Genomic DNA, 16,353 nt, shown 5'->3' with positions numbered 1-16,353 from the left:
CCCCGGATGACCGAAGTTAAAGTACCGAATATCGGTGACTTCAAGGAAGTCGAGATCATCGAAGTGTTGGTCAAGGTGGGTGACACCATCCAGGTTGACCAGTCGCTGGTGACCGTCGAATCCGACAAGGCATCGATGGAAATTCCATCGAGCCACGCGGGCGTGGTCAAGGAATTGAAGGTCAAAATAGGCGACAAGGTGGGCGAAGGCTCGCTGGTGTTACTGGTCGAAGCTGGCGCGGGCGCTGCTGCTCCTGCGGAGGCTTCGGCCCCTGCGGCTGCAGCGCCGTCACCGGCTGCTGCGGCTCCGGCTGCACCGGCCGCGCCGGTGGTGGCGCCGATCGCGGGAGGTTATTCCGGCCAGATCGACATCAACTGCGACATGATGGTGCTGGGCGGTGGCCCTGGCGGCTATTCGGCTGCCTTCCGCGCTGCCGACCTGGGCATGAATACCGTGATCGTGGAGCGTTATGAGACGCTGGGCGGCGTGTGCCTGAACGTGGGCTGCATCCCGTCGAAAGCGCTGCTGCACGTGGCGTCCGTGATCGATGAAACGGCGCACATGTCCAACACCGGCGTCACCTTCGCCAAGCCGACGATCGACATCGACCAGGTACGCAAGTACAAGGAAGGCGTGATCAAGAACATGACCGGCGGCCTGGCTGGCATGACCAAGGCGCGCAAGACGCAGGTGGTGGTCGGCGTCGGCCAGTTCCTGAGCGCCAACCACATCGAAGTGACGGCCAAGGATGGCAGCAAGAAAGTGGTGCAGTTCAAGCAAGCCATCATTGCCGCCGGCTCGGCGGTGGTGAAGCTGCCGTTCGTACCGGAAGATCCACGCATCGTGGATTCGACCGGCGCGCTGGAACTGCGCCAGATTCCGAAGCGCATGCTGGTGATTGGCGGCGGCATCATCGGCCTGGAAATGGCCACCGTGTACTCCACTTTCGGCGCGCGCATCGACGTGGTTGAAATGATGGATGGCCTGATGCAGGGCGCCGACCGCGACGCGGTGAAGGTATGGCAGAAGTACAACGAGAAGCGTTTCGACAACGTCATGACCAAGACCAAGACGGTTGCGGTCGAGGCGCTGCCGGAAGGCATCAAAGTCACCTTCGAAGCCGCCGAGGCGGGCGCCACCGCGCCTGCGCCACAGGTGTACGACATGATGTTGGTGGCGGTTGGCCGCAGCCCGAACGGCAAGAAAATCGCCGCCGACAAGGCTGGCGTGATCGTGACCGATCGCGGCTTTATCAACGTCGACAGCCAGATGCGCACCAACGTGCCAAACATCTTCGCCATCGGCGACCTGGTGGGCCAGCCGATGCTGGCGCACAAGGCGGTGCATGAAGGCCACGTGGCGGCGGAAGCCGCGGCAGGCCAGAAGTCGCACTTCGACGTGAAGGTGATTCCATCGGTGGCCTACACGGATCCGGAAGTGGCATGGGCCGGTATCACGGAAGATGAAGCGAAAGCCAAGGGCATCAAGGTCGAGAAGGGCCACTTCCCTTGGGCCGCTTCGGGCCGTGCAGTGGCCAATGGCCGCGCCGAAGGCTTCACCAAGCTGCTGTTCGACGCGGAGACGCACCGCATCATCGGCGGCACCATGGTCGGCACGCACGCCGGCGACATGATTGGCGAGATCGCCCTGGCGATCGAGATGGGCTGCGATGGCACCGACATCGGCAAGACCATCCACCCGCACCCGACCTTGGGTGAGTCGATCGGTATGGCGGCGGAAGCCAATGAAGGCGTCTGCACGGACTTGCCGCCGAGAAGACGTTCTTAAATAACTTGATAGAGATTCCTTTCAACATGAACATAGCAGAAAGTGCCGGGACATACGCCGTGGCCGATGCCGGTGAAACGCTGACCGGTGCTGAAATCCTGATCCGATGCCTGCAGCAAGAGCAAGTCGAACATGTGTTTGGCTACCCCGGCGGGGCCCTCCTTCACATTTACGACGCCCTGTTTTCCCAGGAGACGATCAAACACGTTCTGGTGCGTCATGAACAGGCGGCTGTGCATGCTGCCGATGCCTACTCGCGCAGCTCCCACAAGACAGGCGTCGCGCTGGTGACATCGGGCCCTGGCGTGACCAATGCCATTACAGGCATAGCCACCGCTTACATGGATTCCATTCCACTGATTGTCATTACCGGACAGGTTCCGCTGGACACCATCGGACAGGATGCATTCCAGGAATGCGACGCGGTCGGCATCACACGTTCCTGCGTCAAGCATAACTTCCTGGTCCGCGACATCCGCGAACTGGCGGCCACCGTCAAGAAGGCCTTTTATATCGCCCGCAGCGGGCGGCCCGGGCCAGTCCTGATAGACATACCCAAAGACATTACCTTCAGCAGCACGCAATATACCTACCCTGACGAGATCAAGCTGCGCGCCTATTCCCCGCCGACCAGGGGGCATCCGGCCCAATTGCGCAAGGCCGCCAAAGCCCTCGCCAGCGCCCGGCGCCCGTTGATTTATGCAGGCGGTGGCGTAATCCTGGCCGATGCGGCGGAAGAATTGAATGCGCTGGTGGATTTGCTGGGTTCCCCCTGCACCAACACCTTGATGGGACTGGGCGCGTATCGCGGCAGCAGTGAGCGCTTCCTGGGCATGCTGGGCATGCACGGCACGTATGAAGCCAACATGGCCATGCAGCATTGCGATGTCTTGGTTGCACTGGGAGCGCGCTTTGACGACCGTGTGATCGGCAACACGGCACACTTCCTTTCCGCGCACCGCACCATCATTCACGTCGACATCGATGCGTCTGAAATTTCCAAACGCATCCCCGCCGATATCCCCATCGTGGGCGATCTCAAATACGTGCTCCGGGACTTACTAAGCCTGCTCCCCGCCGCCACAGCGAAGCATCGCAATACGCACAGCGACTGGTGGAACCAGATCACCGCGTGGCGGGCCAAAGCATGCCTGGCGTATCCCGCTTCGGACACGCTGATCAAACCGCAAGCGGTTATTGAAACGCTGTGGCGGGTAACTGATGGCGACACCTTCATCACATCGGATGTGGGCCAGCACCAGATGTGGGCGGCGCAATATTCCCGCTTTGATGCGCCACGGCGCTGGATCAACTCAGGCGGTCTGGGCACAATGGGGGTCGGCTTACCCTACGCGATGGGCGTGCAACTGGCCAATCCCGGCGCCACCGTCGCATGCGTCACAGGCGAAGCATCCATCCTGATGTGCATCCAGGAGCTCGCCACGTGCAAACAATACCATCTGACGCCGAAGATCATCATGTTGAACAACCGCGCGCTTGGCATGGTGCGGCAACTGCAGGATGTGTACAGCGGTTCTCGCTATTCGGAGTCGTACATGGACTCCCTGCCCGACTTCGACAAACTGGCCCATGCCTATGGCCATGTCGGCATGACGATTACCGATCCGCGCCAGGTGGAAACGGCGCTTCGGCAAGCCTTTGCGATGAAAGACCGCCTGGTCTTTCTTAACTTCATCACGGACCAATCCGAAAGCGTATGGCCGATGGTGGCGGCGGGCAAAGGATTAACGGAAATGATCCTGGACGCCAGCGATCTGGAATAAAACAAAAAAGAGGAGACAACATGAGCATCACAAATCAGCGGGATTTCGCCGCCGGACTCACGTTCACCGCCATTGGCATCGGCTTCGCAGTGGGAAGCCGCCAGTATGCAATGGGCACTGCAGCAGGAATGGGCCCCGGCTATTTCCCGGCCCTGCTGGGTACAGCCTTGGCAATACTGGGAGCGCTGGTTGCCTTGCAGGCCCTGGCCACGCAGCAGGAAGCGCACCGCATCGGCGCCATTGCCTGGCGTCCGTTGTTGCTGATCATCGCCGCCAACCTGGTATTTGGCATTTGCCTGGCCGGTATTCCATCGATCGGCTTACCACCACTTGGCCTGGCTGTGGGCATTGTGGCACTGGTGCTGCTTGCATCACTGGCCAGCCGTGAATTCCATTGGCGTCCCACACTGATCCTGGCGGCCGTGCTGGCCATAGCGAGCTATGTCACGTTCATCAAATTGCTGAGCCAGCCGTTTGACATGTGGCCTGCATTCATTACCGGATAAGGGGAGCGACATCATGATGGACTTGATCCAACACTTATCGATTGGCTTCGACGCTGCCTTCACGCTACAGAATTTACTGTACGCGCTGATAGGCTGCATCTTGGGCACCGTGATCGGGGTGCTGCCGGGGCTGGGCCCACTGGCAACCATTGCCATGCTGCTGCCTGCAACCTACGCGTTGCCGCCACTGTCGGCGCTCATCATGCTAGCCGGGATTTACTATGGTGCGCAATACGGCGGCTCCACCACGGCGATCCTCGTCAATTTGCCGGGCGAGGCATCGTCCGTCGTCACCGCGCTAGACGGGTATCAGATGGCCCGCAGAGGCCGTGCCGGCCCGGCTCTGGCGGCTGCAGGCATCGGTTCGTTCATTGCTGGCTCATTCGGCACGCTGATCCTGGCGGCGTTCGCCGCGCCGCTGACGGAACTAGCCTTTAAGTTCGGCCCCGCCGAATATTGCGCGCTGATGGTGCTGGGCCTGATCGGCGCCGTGGTGCTCGCCAAAGGCTCCGTCCTGAAGGCCATGGCCATGGTGATCCTGGGCCTGCTGCTGGGCATCGTCGGCACCGATGTGAATTCCGGTGTTGCGCGCTTTGACTTCGGCTTGTCGGAACTGTCCGACGGCATCAGCTTCATCGCCATTGCCATGGGCGTATTCGGCTATGGCGACATCATCCAGTCGCTGTCCCACAGCGAAGAAAAGCGAGAAATATTCACAAAAAAAGTCGAGCACTTGTTCCCGACTTCCGCGGATTTCAAGCGCATGGCGCCCGCGGTCATGCGTGGCACCGTGCTGGGCTCGGTGCTAGGGGTGTTGCCGGGCGGCGGAGCCCTGCTGGGTTCTTTTGCGGCCTACTCGATTGAAAAAAAGACGCGTTTACAGCCAGGCGAAGTGCCATTTGGCGAGGGTAACATCCGCGGTGTGGCGGCGCCCGAATCGGCCAACAATGCGGGAGCGCAAACGTCATTCATTCCCATGCTGACGCTGGGCATTCCGCCCAACGCCGTCATGGCACTGATGGTGGGCGCGATGACCATCCACAATATCCAGCCTGGACCGCAAGTGATGAGCAGTAATCCGGAACTATTCTGGGGCCTGATTGCATCGATGTGGATCGGCAATGCCATCTTGCTGGTCTTGAACTTGCCGCTGATCGGCGTCTGGGTCCGATTACTGACAGTGCCCTACCGCTACCTGTTCCCGTCCATTGTGTTGCTGTGTGCGATAGGCGTGTATTCCACCAACACCAGCGTGTTCGACATCTGGCTGGTGGCCTTGTTCGGCATTGTAGGATATGCCTTCATCAAGCTGGGTTGCGAGCCAGCCCCTTTGCTGCTGGGATTGATCCTGGGCCCGATGATGGAAGAAAACTTGCGACGGACCTTGCTGCTGTCGCGCGGTGACTGGAGCGTCTTCGCCAGCAGGCCATTGTCGGCGTCCCTGCTGGCAGCGGCCGCGATCCTGTTGCTCGTCATGCTGTCGCCTGCCATCAGCAAGAAACGAGACGAAGCGTTTGTCGAAGATTGATGGGGGCTTTGTCATGAATTTATACAAACTGCGCATTGGCGCCCGCCTGGCGATCAGTTTCAGTGTGATTCTGGCCTTGCTGACACTGATTGCCGTGGGATCAACCCTGCTAACGGCACGCAACAAAGACCGCCTGATGGCGGGTCTTGCCGCCAGCAACCACAAGGCCGAACTGGTGGCCACCATGAAAAGCGCGCTGCTCGAGGGTGGTATTGCCATGCGCAACATGCTCGATACCGCGTCGGTGGACAAGCACAAGTCGCGCGTAGCAAGCCAAAACAAGCGCTATGCCCAAGCCCGCTTGCAGCTAGGCGACTTGTCGCTGTCAGTACAGGAAAATCTCGCGCTGGCGGAACTCGACAAGCTCGAACGCGACGTGCATCAGCGTTACCTGATGGCCATCAAGCTGGCAGAAGGGTTGAACAATGATGGCGCCGCGTCCATCATCACACGCTTTGTCGATCCCGCCAACTTGCGTTCGGTGGCGGTGATGGACCGCCTGGTGGAACTGTCCGCCATTGCAGGACGCGCATTACTGGACGAGTCGGTGCAGGCCGACCGTGAGCTGACGCTGGGGCTGGGCGTCATCAGCGCCGCTGCCGTATTGACCGGGATTGGCTTTGCCTGGTCCATCACACGCAGCATCGTCACGCCTCTGAATGACGCGGTGACGATTGCCGACCGGGTCGCGGCGGGCGACCTGACGTCCACCATTGAAATGGGAGGAAATCACGAAATCGGCCGCCTGCTTGATGCGCTGCGGAGCATGAATGGCGGACTCACGCACATGGTGGAACAAGTCCGGACCGGCACCAGCACCATCAGCCATGCGTCGCGCGACATCGCCGCCGGTAATGCCGACCTTTCCATCCGTACTGAAGCGCAAGCCACGGCGCTTGAGCAGACCGCCGCTTCAGTCGGGCAACTCACACTGACCGTTCAGGCCAACAGCAACCATGCCCGCCACGCCAACCAGCTTGCGCTGTCCGCGTCCGGCGTGGCGCAGCGCGGTGGCCATATGGTGAGCGAGGTGGTGGACACGATGGCGTCCATCAAACGCAGTTCGGACAAAATCGTCGACATCACCAGCGTCATCGACGGGATCGCTTTCCAGACCAATATCCTCGCGTTGAACGCGGCAGTCGAAGCCGCCAAGGCGGGTGAACAAGGACGGGGCTTCGCAGTTGTCGCGGAGGAAGTACGCAACCTGGCACACCGGTCCGGCACGGCGGCCAGGGAGATCAAAGCACTGATCGGCGACTCGGCCGCCAAGGTCCGGATCGGCAGCCAACTGGTGGCGGACACCGGTTCCACCATGGAAGAACTCGTTAACAGCGTGAAGCAAGTCGCCGCCATCATGGCCGACATCCTGGCTGCCAGCGAACGGCAAAGCGATGGCATTGCCCGCGTCAATCAATCGATCAGCGACATCGACCGGGCTACCCAGCAAAATGCGGCGCTGGTTGAACAAGCCGCCGCTGCCGCCGCCAGCCTGCAAGAGCAGGCGGCATTGCTGACGGGCGCGGTCAGCGCGTTTCGCTTGCAGGCTGCAGGCACCGGCGCGCGAGAGCCGGACACGGTACGCCCCGCCGCGGCGGCGCAGCCATCGCCCGGCATTAAACGATACTCTGGACAATTGCCAGCATGCCGACAACCATAGTTTCCGTCCATGCCCTCGAACAGGTGATGGCCGGCGCCCTGATGCGCCACGGCGCCTCGGCGTTCGCGGCCACGGAAGTCGCCAAAGCATTGCGGCGGGCACAGCAAGCCGGCAACCCGCACTGCGGACTGGGTCACCTGCTGCTCGATTGCGCCCAGTTGGCCAGCGGCAGGGTTGACGGCGCGGCGACGCCCGTTGTACGTCGCGCCAAGCCCGGGCTGATACACGTCGAGGCCCACAACGGATTCGCGCAACCGGCATTTGCGCTAGGTTTGCCCGCCGCCTTGCATGCCGCGCAGACGCTGGGCGTGGCGGTCCTGGCCATCCGGCGCGCCTACACTGCCGCCGCGCTGGGCTATTTTCCCGAGGTCATTGCAAAGCACGGCTACATCGGCTTGGCCTGTACCAATGCCTCCGCCAGCGTGACGGCGCCTGGCGGGACCAGGCCGATACTCGGGACCAATCCCATAGCCCTATCCGTTCCCGACGGACAGGGCGGCATTGCCTTCCAGTTCGACCAATGCACCAGCGCTGCCAATTTGCGCCACGTGCGCGAGGCGGCCTTGTGCGCTACGCCGATTCCGCCGGACTGGGCCGTGTCAGCCGCCGGTGAGCCCACCACCAATGCGCAGGAAGCGCTGGCAGGCGCGCTGCTGCCGGCCGGCGGCAGCAGAGGATACGGCTTCAGCCTGATGGCTGAACTGCTGGCGTCGATCTTCACTGGCTCGGCCATGTCGCTCGACACATCCAGTCTGAGCGCCACGGAAGGTCCGCCGCACGGGCTAGGTATTTTCTGCCTGGTGCTGGACCCCGCTACGATCGGGGGAGCCGGATTCGCAAATGGCCTCGATAAATTAAACCGCGCCATTCAGGCGCAGCCGGGAACCCGCTTGCCGGGCACACAGCGTCCACGCAACGCCAACGCCGGCATCACAGTTGATTCTGCCTTGTGGGAGCAGGCGCAAAGCCTTGCCAACGCGGCCATGCCACAACCATGACACCAGCCAGGCAAGGCACGCTCCTGCGTGCCTTGCCTGGCAAATTACCCTATTCCCCCCACCGCCTGGCCTGTCATGCGCGGCTTGCCCCGTTACGCAAGTCCCATTCGCATGGCCCCGCGTAGAACGCGTTTCTGCGCCGAATGCAACAGCAATTTTTCGCAGCTTTTCGCCTTGACGCTTCGATTTCTTTGTGCAAATATGTATCACATATAGGAATGCTGTATCGATTATAGGAACATATAGTCGCAACCAGACCCTGCCAATTCCCAACTTCACTGACGCTAGAGGTACTTACCATGCTTTTGAACCAACCCCGCTTGCAGGCGCTGTGCGCCAGCGCTTCGATCGATGCCCTGGTGGCAACCGCACCGGAAAATGTCACGTACAGCACCGGTTATTGGGCGCTGTCCCAGTGGATACGCCGCGGTCCGCAGTCATTTGCCGTGCTGCCAGCGCGTGACTTGGACGCCACGTGTGTGCTGGCGCCCACCTCGCTGCTGGACCAGTTAGCCGACCAGGAAGATGTCTGGGTGCGCAATGTGCGCCGCTTCGGCTTTTTCCACATGGACCAGGCCAATGTGGAACACACGCCGCTCGACCGCGAACTGGTCCGCCTGAACAGCCTGCCCGACATGAAGGACGGCATGGCCACCCTGATCGCCACCATCAAGGAAATGGGCCTTGAACGCGCCACGGTCGGCATCGACGAATTGGGCCTGATGCCCGGCCAATGGGAATTCCTGGCCCGCGAGTTACCCAACTGCAAGATCACACCTGCCTCGGAATTGTTCCGCAACATCCGTGCGGTAAAGACCCCGACGGAAATCGAGCGCCTGCGGCGCGTGGCGACGATTGCCGAGCGTTCTGTTGCAGCCGCGCTGGCCATTGCCGAAGAAGGCATTACCGAACTGGAACTGGCGCGCGCTTTCCACACCCGTACAGTGCAGGATGATGCATTCCCTGTGCTGGGCTGTATCGGCTTTGGCACCCGCAGCGCCATGCCGAATGTGCACCCTGGCGATACCGCGCTGCGCCGCGGCGACGTGATCCGCTTCGACGTGGGTGGTCGCTACAAGCACTACCGCGCCGACATTGCGCGCATCGCCACCCTGGGCGAACCCGACCCGCGCGTCAAGACTTACCAGCAAGCACTGCACAATGGTGTCTATGCCGCGTTCGACGTGATCCGCCCCGGCGTCGCCGTGGCCGACGTTTTCAATACCGCCGTGGACGCGGTGCGCCGCTCTGGTATTCCCCACTACTCCCGCAGCCACGTCGGCCACGGCATTGGCCTGGACGGCTATGACGTGCCAAATCTCGCGCCCGGCAGCAAGCAAATCATTGAAGAAGGCATGGTCATGTGCGTGGAAACGCCTTACTACGAGTTGGGCTGGTGTGGCCTGCAAGTGGAAAACACGGTCGTGGTGCGCGCCGACGGTCCAGAACTGCTGCACCGTACGGACGGTTCCCTGCAGGTGCTGGCATGAACACCCACGCCACCCTGCTGTGCATCCGTTGCGGCGCCGAGCATGCATTGAACTACCTCGGCTCCGGATGCATGCATTGCTCAGGGGATAATGCGGCCAACCTGGCTGTGCGCCATGCGCCTGCCGATCGCGCACGCTGGGATTTCAATGCGGTAAAACACCAGCCGCCCGGGGTGTGGCGCTATTACCCTATGCTTGCCGTCAATGACGGTGCGCCAGTGAGCCTGGGTGAAGGGGGAACCCCAATGGTGCCGTTGCAGCGGCTGTCGCGCGACATCGGCATCACCGAACTATACGTCAAAGATGAGTCGCGTAATCCGACGGGCTCGTTCAAGGACCGGCTCAGCACCGTTGCCGTCACCCATGCCGTACGCCATGGCATCGAGACCGTGGCCACGGCGTCGTCTGGCAATGCCGGCGCGTCGCTGGCAGCGTATGCGGCACGCGCGGGTTTGCGCTGCGTAGTGGTCGCTGCAGAAGGGGCAGCGGGACCGATGCTGACGCAAATCCGCAAGCTGGGCGCACAACTGGTGCTGCTCAAACGAAAGGAAGACCGGTGGCCACTGTTGCAAGCGGGCATACAGCACGAAGGCTGGCTGACGACGTCGCCACGCACGGCGCCGGTGGTCGGCAGCTTACCAATCGGCATTGAAGGCTACAAGACGATCGCCTATGAAATCGTGGCCGACCTGGGACGCGCACCGGACTGGGTAGTGTTGCCGGTGTGCTACGGCGATGCCTTGACTGCCGTGACACAAGGATTCATGGATTTGATCACCGCAAAAGTGATTGGGCGAATGCCGCGCCTGGTGGCGGCCGAAGCGCACGGCTCGCTTGCTGCCGCCATGCGCAATGGCCAAGACTGTGTCTACCCCGTGGTGGCAGAAGAAGTGGCGCTTGCCAAATCGGTCGCAGCCAACCAAAGTTCTTACCAGGCATTGAAGGCATTGCGCAACACCGATGGCGTGGCAATACGGGTTGGCAACGATGGTCTCATCGCCGCGCAGGAAATGCTTGCCAGCCAGGAAGGCTTGTTCCTGGAACTGGCCAGTGTCATGCCACTGATCGCAGTCAAGAAGCTGGTTCAGGCCGGAACCATCCAGCCGACACACACCGTCGTCTGCATTGGCACGGCAGGCGGAATGAAGGACGCCGACGTGTCGTCCACCGGCCTGCCACCGCTGGCAGTGGAACACGGTCCGGTTGAAGAAATCCTGGCGCGGCTGCGCTCCCCGCTTGGCACCGTTTGACCCATACTTACAAACTAACAGGAGACATCACATGCTTCGCCGTATATTTCTTAGCACCCTGGCTATTTCCGCCGCGATGTTGCTGCAACCAGCTTATGCGGAGACGGTTTTCCCCAAACAGGCGATCAAGATTATTGTGCCGTTCGGCCCGGGAAGCGGGCCTGACATCCTGGCCCGCGTGGTCGGAGCCAAACTCAGCGCGGCCTACAAACAGCCGGTCGTAGTGGAAAACCGCGTGGGCGCCAGTGGCATGATCGGCAGCGAATTTGTCGCCAGAGCGCCTGCCGATGGCCATACGCTGCTGATTACCACGCCATCGAACACGATTGCCACCGTGTCGGGTCGCAAGTATTCGTTTGATCCCGTGCGTGATTTTGCGCCGGTCACTATGGGTGTTTCCCTGACCCCGCTGCTGGTGACTGCCGCGGATTCCCCATGGAAATCGCTCAAGGAGCTCACCACGGCAGCCAAGGTGCAGCCCGGCCAGCTGACCATCGCCTCTGGTGGCGTCGGCAACTCCCAGCATCTCGCTGCGGAAATGCTGAACCAGTCGGCCGGCATCGACCTGCTGCACGTGCCCTTCAAGTCCACCAATGAAATCGTGACTGCGCTGGTCAACAAGTCTGTCAACGTTTCCTTCGTCGATCCGTCGGTGATTCCCATGGTGAAAGCAGGCCGCGTGCGCGCATTGGCTGTCGGCGCGACAGTACGTTCGAAAGCCTTGCCGGACGTGCCGACAGTTGCCGAAGCCGGTGTCACCGGTTTTGACTATACCAGCTGGTATGGTTTTGTGGTGCCGGTCCGCACACCACCGGCCATCATTGCCTCGCTCAACCGCGAACTGCAAAAAGCGCTGGCGGACCCCGAGGTTCGCAACACGCTGGAAAAAGCTTCATTGGAACCACGCCCCGGCTCGCCAGAAGATCTCGGCAAGTTTATGGCGCAAGACATCGCAAAGTGGCAAAAAGTTGTGACCACCGGGCGCATCAAATTCGAATAAGCACCGGCTGATTTCGCCCGTCTTTCCAATGAAAGGGATTCCAGCATGATCAACCTACCCCGCTTGCGGTGCTCTTGACCGGAATCCCGCCGCGCCCGTCGCTGTCCTAGGCGGCTGGCTTATCCCGTCACCTTATGCAATCCGGCCGCCATGGCAGCCGAGGGACTCTTGCACCCTATGAATTGATAAGAACATTCATGCATCAGGCAAAACGTACTGCGCCCAGGGCGAAATAAAAAAACGTTTGCTATCGTTCAGGAGATTTAAAAAATGAATAAGAACATCATCACGCTCGCCGTCATCGGATCGTTTACCGGCGCGGCCTGGGCACAGAGCTCGGTCACCGTGTACGGATCGTTCGATGGCGGTTTGCGCAGCGTGACCAATGCCGGCTCCGCCAACGCCGCGACTTCCGGCACCAAACTCACCATGGGTTCGGGCGGCACCTATAACTCCAACCGTCTCGGCTTCAAAGGCGTTGAAGACCTCGGTGGCGGCATGACAGCGCGCTTTACGCTGGAATCAGGCTTCAATACCGGCACCGGCGCCATGAACAACACATTGGGCCAGCTGTTTGACCGGGTCGCAGCAGTCGGTGTCAGCACGGATTGGGGCACGCTGGATTTCGGCCGTCAATACAGCGTGTCATATAAGGTGGTAGCCGCCCACGATCCGCTGAACTTCAAATTTACCCCGCTGGCGCCGGTCACTGCCTGGCCTGCCGGCTCGCAAGGCACCAGCGCCAATCCGCTGGGCTACGGTTCGATACGGCTCAATAACGATATCCAGTACAGCAAGTTAATCGGCTCCGTCACGGCGTATGCCGAATATGCTGCGGGCGAAGTCACCGGCAACCGCGCGAATGGCCGCACCATGGCGGTCGGCGCAATTTACCGCGACGGCCCGCTGAGCCTGGGCGGCGCGTACACGGCCCGCAAAACCGACGGCGTGTTCCATGCCGCCGGCGCGCCGTTTGCCAACACCATCAACCTGGCAGCCACCTCTGCCACGCCATTCGACAAGAGCAACCAACAGTGGACGATCGCCGGCGCCTACAAGATTGGTGGCGCGCGGCTGGCAGGCGGCTACCTGTATGAAAAGCAGGATTTGCGCGCCGGGGGTGAGTTTCAGACCAGGAATTACTGGGCCGGCGTCAGCTACTACGTTACTCCATTGACGGAAATTACCGGTGCCTATTTCCAGACCAAGGCCACGGCGCCTGGCTTCGAAGGCACGCGTGGTTTCTATATTCTGAGCGGCACCTATGCGTTGTCCAAGCGGACGGTCATATATGCCGACATTGATTACAACAAGTACGAAAAAGGCGCCATTGGTTTCTTTGCACCGCGCGGCGTTGAGCATCAACGGGGCATATCAATCGGTATAAATCACTTCTTCTAAGCACCTCACGCGCGGCCGGCGCAAGCCGCGCCGGCCGCGCAATGCCGGTGTATTGAAAGGATACCTGGTTATGAATACGCAAAAAACGGAGCCGTCCTGGCGGCCCACCAAAGAACTGGTCAGGAAATGGCTGGCCATGCGGTTCCAAACACGTACCCCTTTGCCGGAACTCTGCGAGATCCGGCGCTATCTCATTGGGGACGAAGTGCGACCGCTTGACGACGCCATCGAGACGGCATTTTAGCTGAAGCATGCTGTGCAAGCCTCCGATTGGAACATATCGTGGTGCTGCTGTCCTGCCGCTGGGAAGAATACCTTCGATGCGTTTCCGGAAGAAGCACGGCCGACATTTAGCCAAACAAAATTAGTTATCGATAACAAAGAGCGAGCTACAATTTCCGCGCGCCCTCTCTTTCTTACTGATATGGATACTTCGCGTCGACACTTCCTTGGTTCAGCCGCCAGACTGGCCGCGACCAGTCCCCTTTTGTTCGCCTATGGCTCCGGCACGCAAGCTCGGGCCGCGACCTTGTATAACGTGCGCGACTATGGGGCGCGCGGCGGTGGCAAGGCGGTCGACTCGAATGCCATCAATGCGACCATCAATGCTGCAGCCCGGGGCGGTGGCGACACCGTGCTGTTCCCGCTGGGAACTTACCTGTCGGCGTCGATCCGCCTGCAAAGCCGCGTTACCCTGCACCTGGAGGCCGGCGCAGTGATCGAGGCGGTGGACTGGAAAATCAAGCCTTACGATTTGCCCGAGCCCAACGACGCGGCCGGCAATTTCCAGGACTTTGGGCACAGCCACTGGAAGAACAGCCTGATCTGGGGCATCGGCCTGGACAGCGTAGCCATTACCGGCACGGGCATGATCCATGGCAAGGGACTCAATTCAGGCCACGTCATCGCCCCGGACGGGACTCACCATTATGACCGCGACGGCGATCCAGGTGAAGGCAACAAAGCCATCGCGCTGCGCGAATGCAGTAATGTGCTGCTGCGCGATTTCGGCATCTTGCAAGGCGGCCACTTCGGCATCCTCGCCACCGGCTGCCGCAATATGACGGTGGATAACTTGCGCATCGACACCAACCGCGACGGCATGGATATCGATTGCTGCAACAATGTGCGCATTACCCGCTGCAGCGTCAATTCACCGTGGGATGACGGGATTTGCCTGAAAGCGTCGTATGGCCTGGCCAAGGTGACCGCATGTGAAAACATCACGATTTCAGACTGCTATGTGACGGGCAACCTGGATCTCGGTTCGCTGCTCGACGGCACCTTCAAGCGCAGCGCGCCGTAATACCATTCCGGGCGCTATGGCCGCATCAAGCTGGGCACGGAATCGAATGCCGATTTCCGCAATATCACGATCACCAATTGTGTTTTCGACGATTGCCGCTGCCTGGCAATTGAAAGCGTTGATGGCGCGCATATTGAAGACATCACGATATCCAATATTACGATGCGCAACGTCGCCAACGACCCGATCTTCATCCGCCTGGGTGCGCGCCTGCGCGGGCCGGATGCACCCGCCATTGGCGCCATCCAGCGCATCAATATCAGTAACGTCGTGGTGTCCGGGGCGCAAAAGGTGTTTGCCAGCACGATCAGTGGACTGCCCGGCCCCCCCATCACCGGGCTCGCCCTGTCCAACCTGCACTTTGCATTGAGCGGCGGCGGCAGCGCCGCCTTGCGCGACGTGGCGCCGCTGGAAAACCCCTGCAACTATCCCGAGCCCGGCATGTTCGGCCCGCCGCCGGCCTATGGCTTGTATATGCGCCATGTCGATGGCATTCAGGTCGACCATGTCACCCTGCGGCACACCCTGCCGGAAGCGCGCTGCGCGGTCGTGCTGGAAGACGTTCAGCGCGCCCGATTCGGCGCCATCGAAGCCCAGCGGGGCGGCGACGGCGCGGCGCTGTTCGAACTGCGCTCGGCCACGGATATCACTATCCGCGATACGCGCGATATCAACGACCTGCATATCGTGCAATCGGGGCCAGTCCAGCGCTTGTGAACGGCACCGGCGGCGCCGGCATGGCGGATCACGATCCGCCCTACAGCGCGCCACCGATGATATTTCCGCGGCCGCCAGTCAGGCCAGGCCTTCGGCGACCAGCGCCGCGCGCACCGCCGGTCTCTCGGCAACCCGCGCCAGCAATGACTGCAGGTTGCCCAGCGCGGAAAGGTCGACGCCGACCAGTTTGCCCCAGCCGGACACCACGAACAGGTAAGCATCGGCCACCGTGAAGGCGGCGCCCATCACATAGTCCCTTCCCTCCAGTTGCTGGTCCAGCCAGGCGAAGCGGCCCAGCACGCGGTTGCGGTGATATTGCCTGCCCTGCTCCGGCATCTCGGGATTGAACAGCGCGCCGAAATTCTATTCTTGTGCAGCTCGCCGCCGATGAAGGCCAGCCATTCGATCAGGCGGTAGCGCTCCATGCTGCCCCAGGCAGGCGCCAGTTGCTTGCCGGGCGCCTGGTCGGCGATATATTGCATGATCATCTGGCCTTCGCTCAGTCGCTGGCCATCATCGAGCTCCAGCAAGGGCACATACCCGCGCGGGTTGATGGCGAAATAATCGGAGCCGCTGTCGAGCGTGTGGCTTTTCAAGTCGACACGCTGCGTAGTGAAAGGCAAGCCGCTCTCGTGCAGCACGATGTGCGACGCCAGCGAACAGACGCCGGGGCTATAGTACAGTTTCATGGTCACTCCAGTAAAACAGGGGTTGATTGGGGTGGATTGGTACGTGGCAGCGCGCCGTCACAGGCCGCCCAGGGCCACGTACTTGATTTCCAGGTAGTCGTCCACGCCATACTTGGACCCTTCGCGTCCCAGGCCGGACGTCTTGACGCCGCCAAACGACGCCACTTCGGTGGAAATCATGCCTTCGTTGACACCGACCATGCCGAATTCCAGTTCTTCCACGACCCGGAAAATAC

Annotated in this window: 14 protein-coding genes and 1 pseudogene; 13 read left to right on the top strand and 2 right to left on the bottom strand. The window is 61.0% G+C overall.

All coding sequences use genetic code 11. The features are described from left to right. The first annotated feature begins 6 nt into the window (after positions 1-6). The 13 genes from lpdA to AC1RRC_RS25215 all read left to right on the top strand — a co-directional run bounded on the left by lpdA (position 7) and on the right by AC1RRC_RS25215 (position 15,428). On the top strand, positions 7-1,788 hold the full coding sequence (lpdA, locus tag AC1RRC_RS25275) for a dihydrolipoyl dehydrogenase (RefSeq protein ID WP_493058318.1): 1,782 nt from the start codon (positions 7-9) through the stop codon (positions 1,786-1,788). Between the two features lie 26 nt (positions 1,789-1,814). After that, the gene (ilvB, locus tag AC1RRC_RS25270) at positions 1,815-3,572 is read left to right on the top strand and encodes a biosynthetic-type acetolactate synthase large subunit (RefSeq protein ID WP_493058317.1); all 1,758 of its coding nucleotides are present in this window, start codon (positions 1,815-1,817) and stop codon (positions 3,570-3,572) included. A 20-nt stretch (positions 3,573-3,592) separates the two neighbouring features. Then, on the top strand, positions 3,593-4,078 hold the full coding sequence (locus AC1RRC_RS25265) for a tripartite tricarboxylate transporter TctB family protein (RefSeq protein WP_493058316.1): 486 nt from the start codon (positions 3,593-3,595) through the stop codon (positions 4,076-4,078). Positions 4,079-4,094: 16 nt separating this feature from the next. Further along, entirely contained in the window at positions 4,095-5,606 is a 1,512-nt protein-coding gene (locus AC1RRC_RS25260) for a tripartite tricarboxylate transporter permease (RefSeq protein ID WP_493058582.1), read from the top strand. A 13-nt stretch (positions 5,607-5,619) separates the two neighbouring features. Next, complete coding sequence (locus AC1RRC_RS25255) at positions 5,620-7,266, top strand: methyl-accepting chemotaxis protein (RefSeq protein ID WP_493058315.1); 1,647 nt, start codon at positions 5,620-5,622, stop codon at positions 7,264-7,266. Beyond that, positions 7,251-8,264 carry an Ldh family oxidoreductase gene (locus AC1RRC_RS25250; protein ID WP_493058314.1) on the top strand — a complete coding sequence of 338 codons (1,014 nt, stop codon included), beginning with the start codon at positions 7,251-7,253 and terminating at the stop codon, positions 8,262-8,264. The genes AC1RRC_RS25255 and AC1RRC_RS25250 overlap by 16 nt, the downstream gene beginning before the upstream one ends. A 299-nt stretch (positions 8,265-8,563) precedes the next feature. After that, positions 8,564-9,754 carry a M24 family metallopeptidase gene (locus AC1RRC_RS25245; protein WP_493058312.1) on the top strand — a complete coding sequence of 397 codons (1,191 nt, stop codon included), beginning with the start codon at positions 8,564-8,566 and terminating at the stop codon, positions 9,752-9,754. Further along, entirely contained in the window at positions 9,751-11,004 is a 1,254-nt protein-coding gene (locus AC1RRC_RS25240) for a pyridoxal-phosphate dependent enzyme (RefSeq protein WP_493058311.1), read from the top strand. The genes AC1RRC_RS25245 and AC1RRC_RS25240 overlap by 4 nt, the downstream gene beginning before the upstream one ends. Positions 11,005-11,035: 31 nt before the next feature. Then, positions 11,036-12,004 carry a Bug family tripartite tricarboxylate transporter substrate binding protein gene (locus tag AC1RRC_RS25235; RefSeq protein WP_493058310.1) on the top strand — a complete coding sequence of 323 codons (969 nt, stop codon included), beginning with the start codon at positions 11,036-11,038 and terminating at the stop codon, positions 12,002-12,004. 270 nt (positions 12,005-12,274) lie between these two features. Then, complete coding sequence (locus AC1RRC_RS25230; protein ID WP_493058309.1) at positions 12,275-13,405, top strand: porin; 1,131 nt, start codon at positions 12,275-12,277, stop codon at positions 13,403-13,405. 70 nt (positions 13,406-13,475) lie between these two features. After that, entirely contained in the window at positions 13,476-13,649 is a 174-nt protein-coding gene (locus AC1RRC_RS25225; RefSeq protein ID WP_493058308.1) for a hypothetical protein, read from the top strand. A gap of 243 nt (positions 13,650-13,892) precedes the next feature. Further along, a complete protein-coding gene (locus AC1RRC_RS25220; RefSeq protein ID WP_493058307.1) occupies positions 13,893-14,711 on the top strand; it encodes a glycoside hydrolase family 28 protein in 819 nt (272 codons plus the stop codon). 162 nt (positions 14,712-14,873) lie between these two features. Beyond that, a complete protein-coding gene (locus tag AC1RRC_RS25215; protein ID WP_493058306.1) occupies positions 14,874-15,428 on the top strand; it encodes a hypothetical protein in 555 nt (184 codons plus the stop codon). 78 nt (positions 15,429-15,506) lie between these two features. Here AC1RRC_RS25215 and gstA read toward each other — a convergent pair. Both gstA and AC1RRC_RS25205 read right to left on the bottom strand, forming a co-directional pair. Further along, positions 15,507-16,117 (bottom strand): annotated as a pseudogene (gene gstA, locus AC1RRC_RS25210) (glutathione transferase GstA). A gap of 57 nt (positions 16,118-16,174) precedes the next feature. Then, on the bottom strand, positions 16,175-16,353 hold a 179-nt coding region (locus AC1RRC_RS25205), incomplete at its 5' end, for an aldehyde dehydrogenase family protein (RefSeq protein ID WP_493058581.1).

This window comes from Pseudoduganella sp. GW821-FHT12E03 (assembly GCF_058807115.1).
This window is presented reverse-complemented; position numbering and strand designations above follow the sequence as displayed.

What these genes read in the sequence shown, in the direction of transcription:
- lpdA (WP_493058318.1), top strand. Translation starts at nt 7, where the DNA reads ATGACCGAAGTTAAAGTACCGAATATCGGTGACTTCAAGGAAGTCGAG.
- ilvB (WP_493058317.1), top strand. Translation starts at nt 1,815, where the DNA reads ATGAACATAGCAGAAAGTGCCGGGACATACGCCGTGGCCGATGCCGGT.
- AC1RRC_RS25265 (WP_493058316.1), top strand. Translation starts at nt 3,593, where the DNA reads ATGAGCATCACAAATCAGCGGGATTTCGCCGCCGGACTCACGTTCACC.
- AC1RRC_RS25260 (WP_493058582.1), top strand. Translation starts at nt 4,095, where the DNA reads ATGGACTTGATCCAACACTTATCGATTGGCTTCGACGCTGCCTTCACG.
- AC1RRC_RS25255 (WP_493058315.1), top strand. Translation starts at nt 5,620, where the DNA reads ATGAATTTATACAAACTGCGCATTGGCGCCCGCCTGGCGATCAGTTTC.
- AC1RRC_RS25250 (WP_493058314.1), top strand. Translation starts at nt 7,251, where the DNA reads ATGCCGACAACCATAGTTTCCGTCCATGCCCTCGAACAGGTGATGGCC.
- AC1RRC_RS25245 (WP_493058312.1), top strand. Translation starts at nt 8,564, where the DNA reads ATGCTTTTGAACCAACCCCGCTTGCAGGCGCTGTGCGCCAGCGCTTCG.
- AC1RRC_RS25240 (WP_493058311.1), top strand. Translation starts at nt 9,751, where the DNA reads ATGAACACCCACGCCACCCTGCTGTGCATCCGTTGCGGCGCCGAGCAT.
- AC1RRC_RS25235 (WP_493058310.1), top strand. Translation starts at nt 11,036, where the DNA reads ATGCTTCGCCGTATATTTCTTAGCACCCTGGCTATTTCCGCCGCGATG.
- AC1RRC_RS25230 (WP_493058309.1), top strand. Translation starts at nt 12,275, where the DNA reads ATGAATAAGAACATCATCACGCTCGCCGTCATCGGATCGTTTACCGGC.
- AC1RRC_RS25225 (WP_493058308.1), top strand. Translation starts at nt 13,476, where the DNA reads ATGAATACGCAAAAAACGGAGCCGTCCTGGCGGCCCACCAAAGAACTG.
- AC1RRC_RS25215 (WP_493058306.1), top strand. Translation starts at nt 14,874, where the DNA reads ATGCGCAACGTCGCCAACGACCCGATCTTCATCCGCCTGGGTGCGCGC.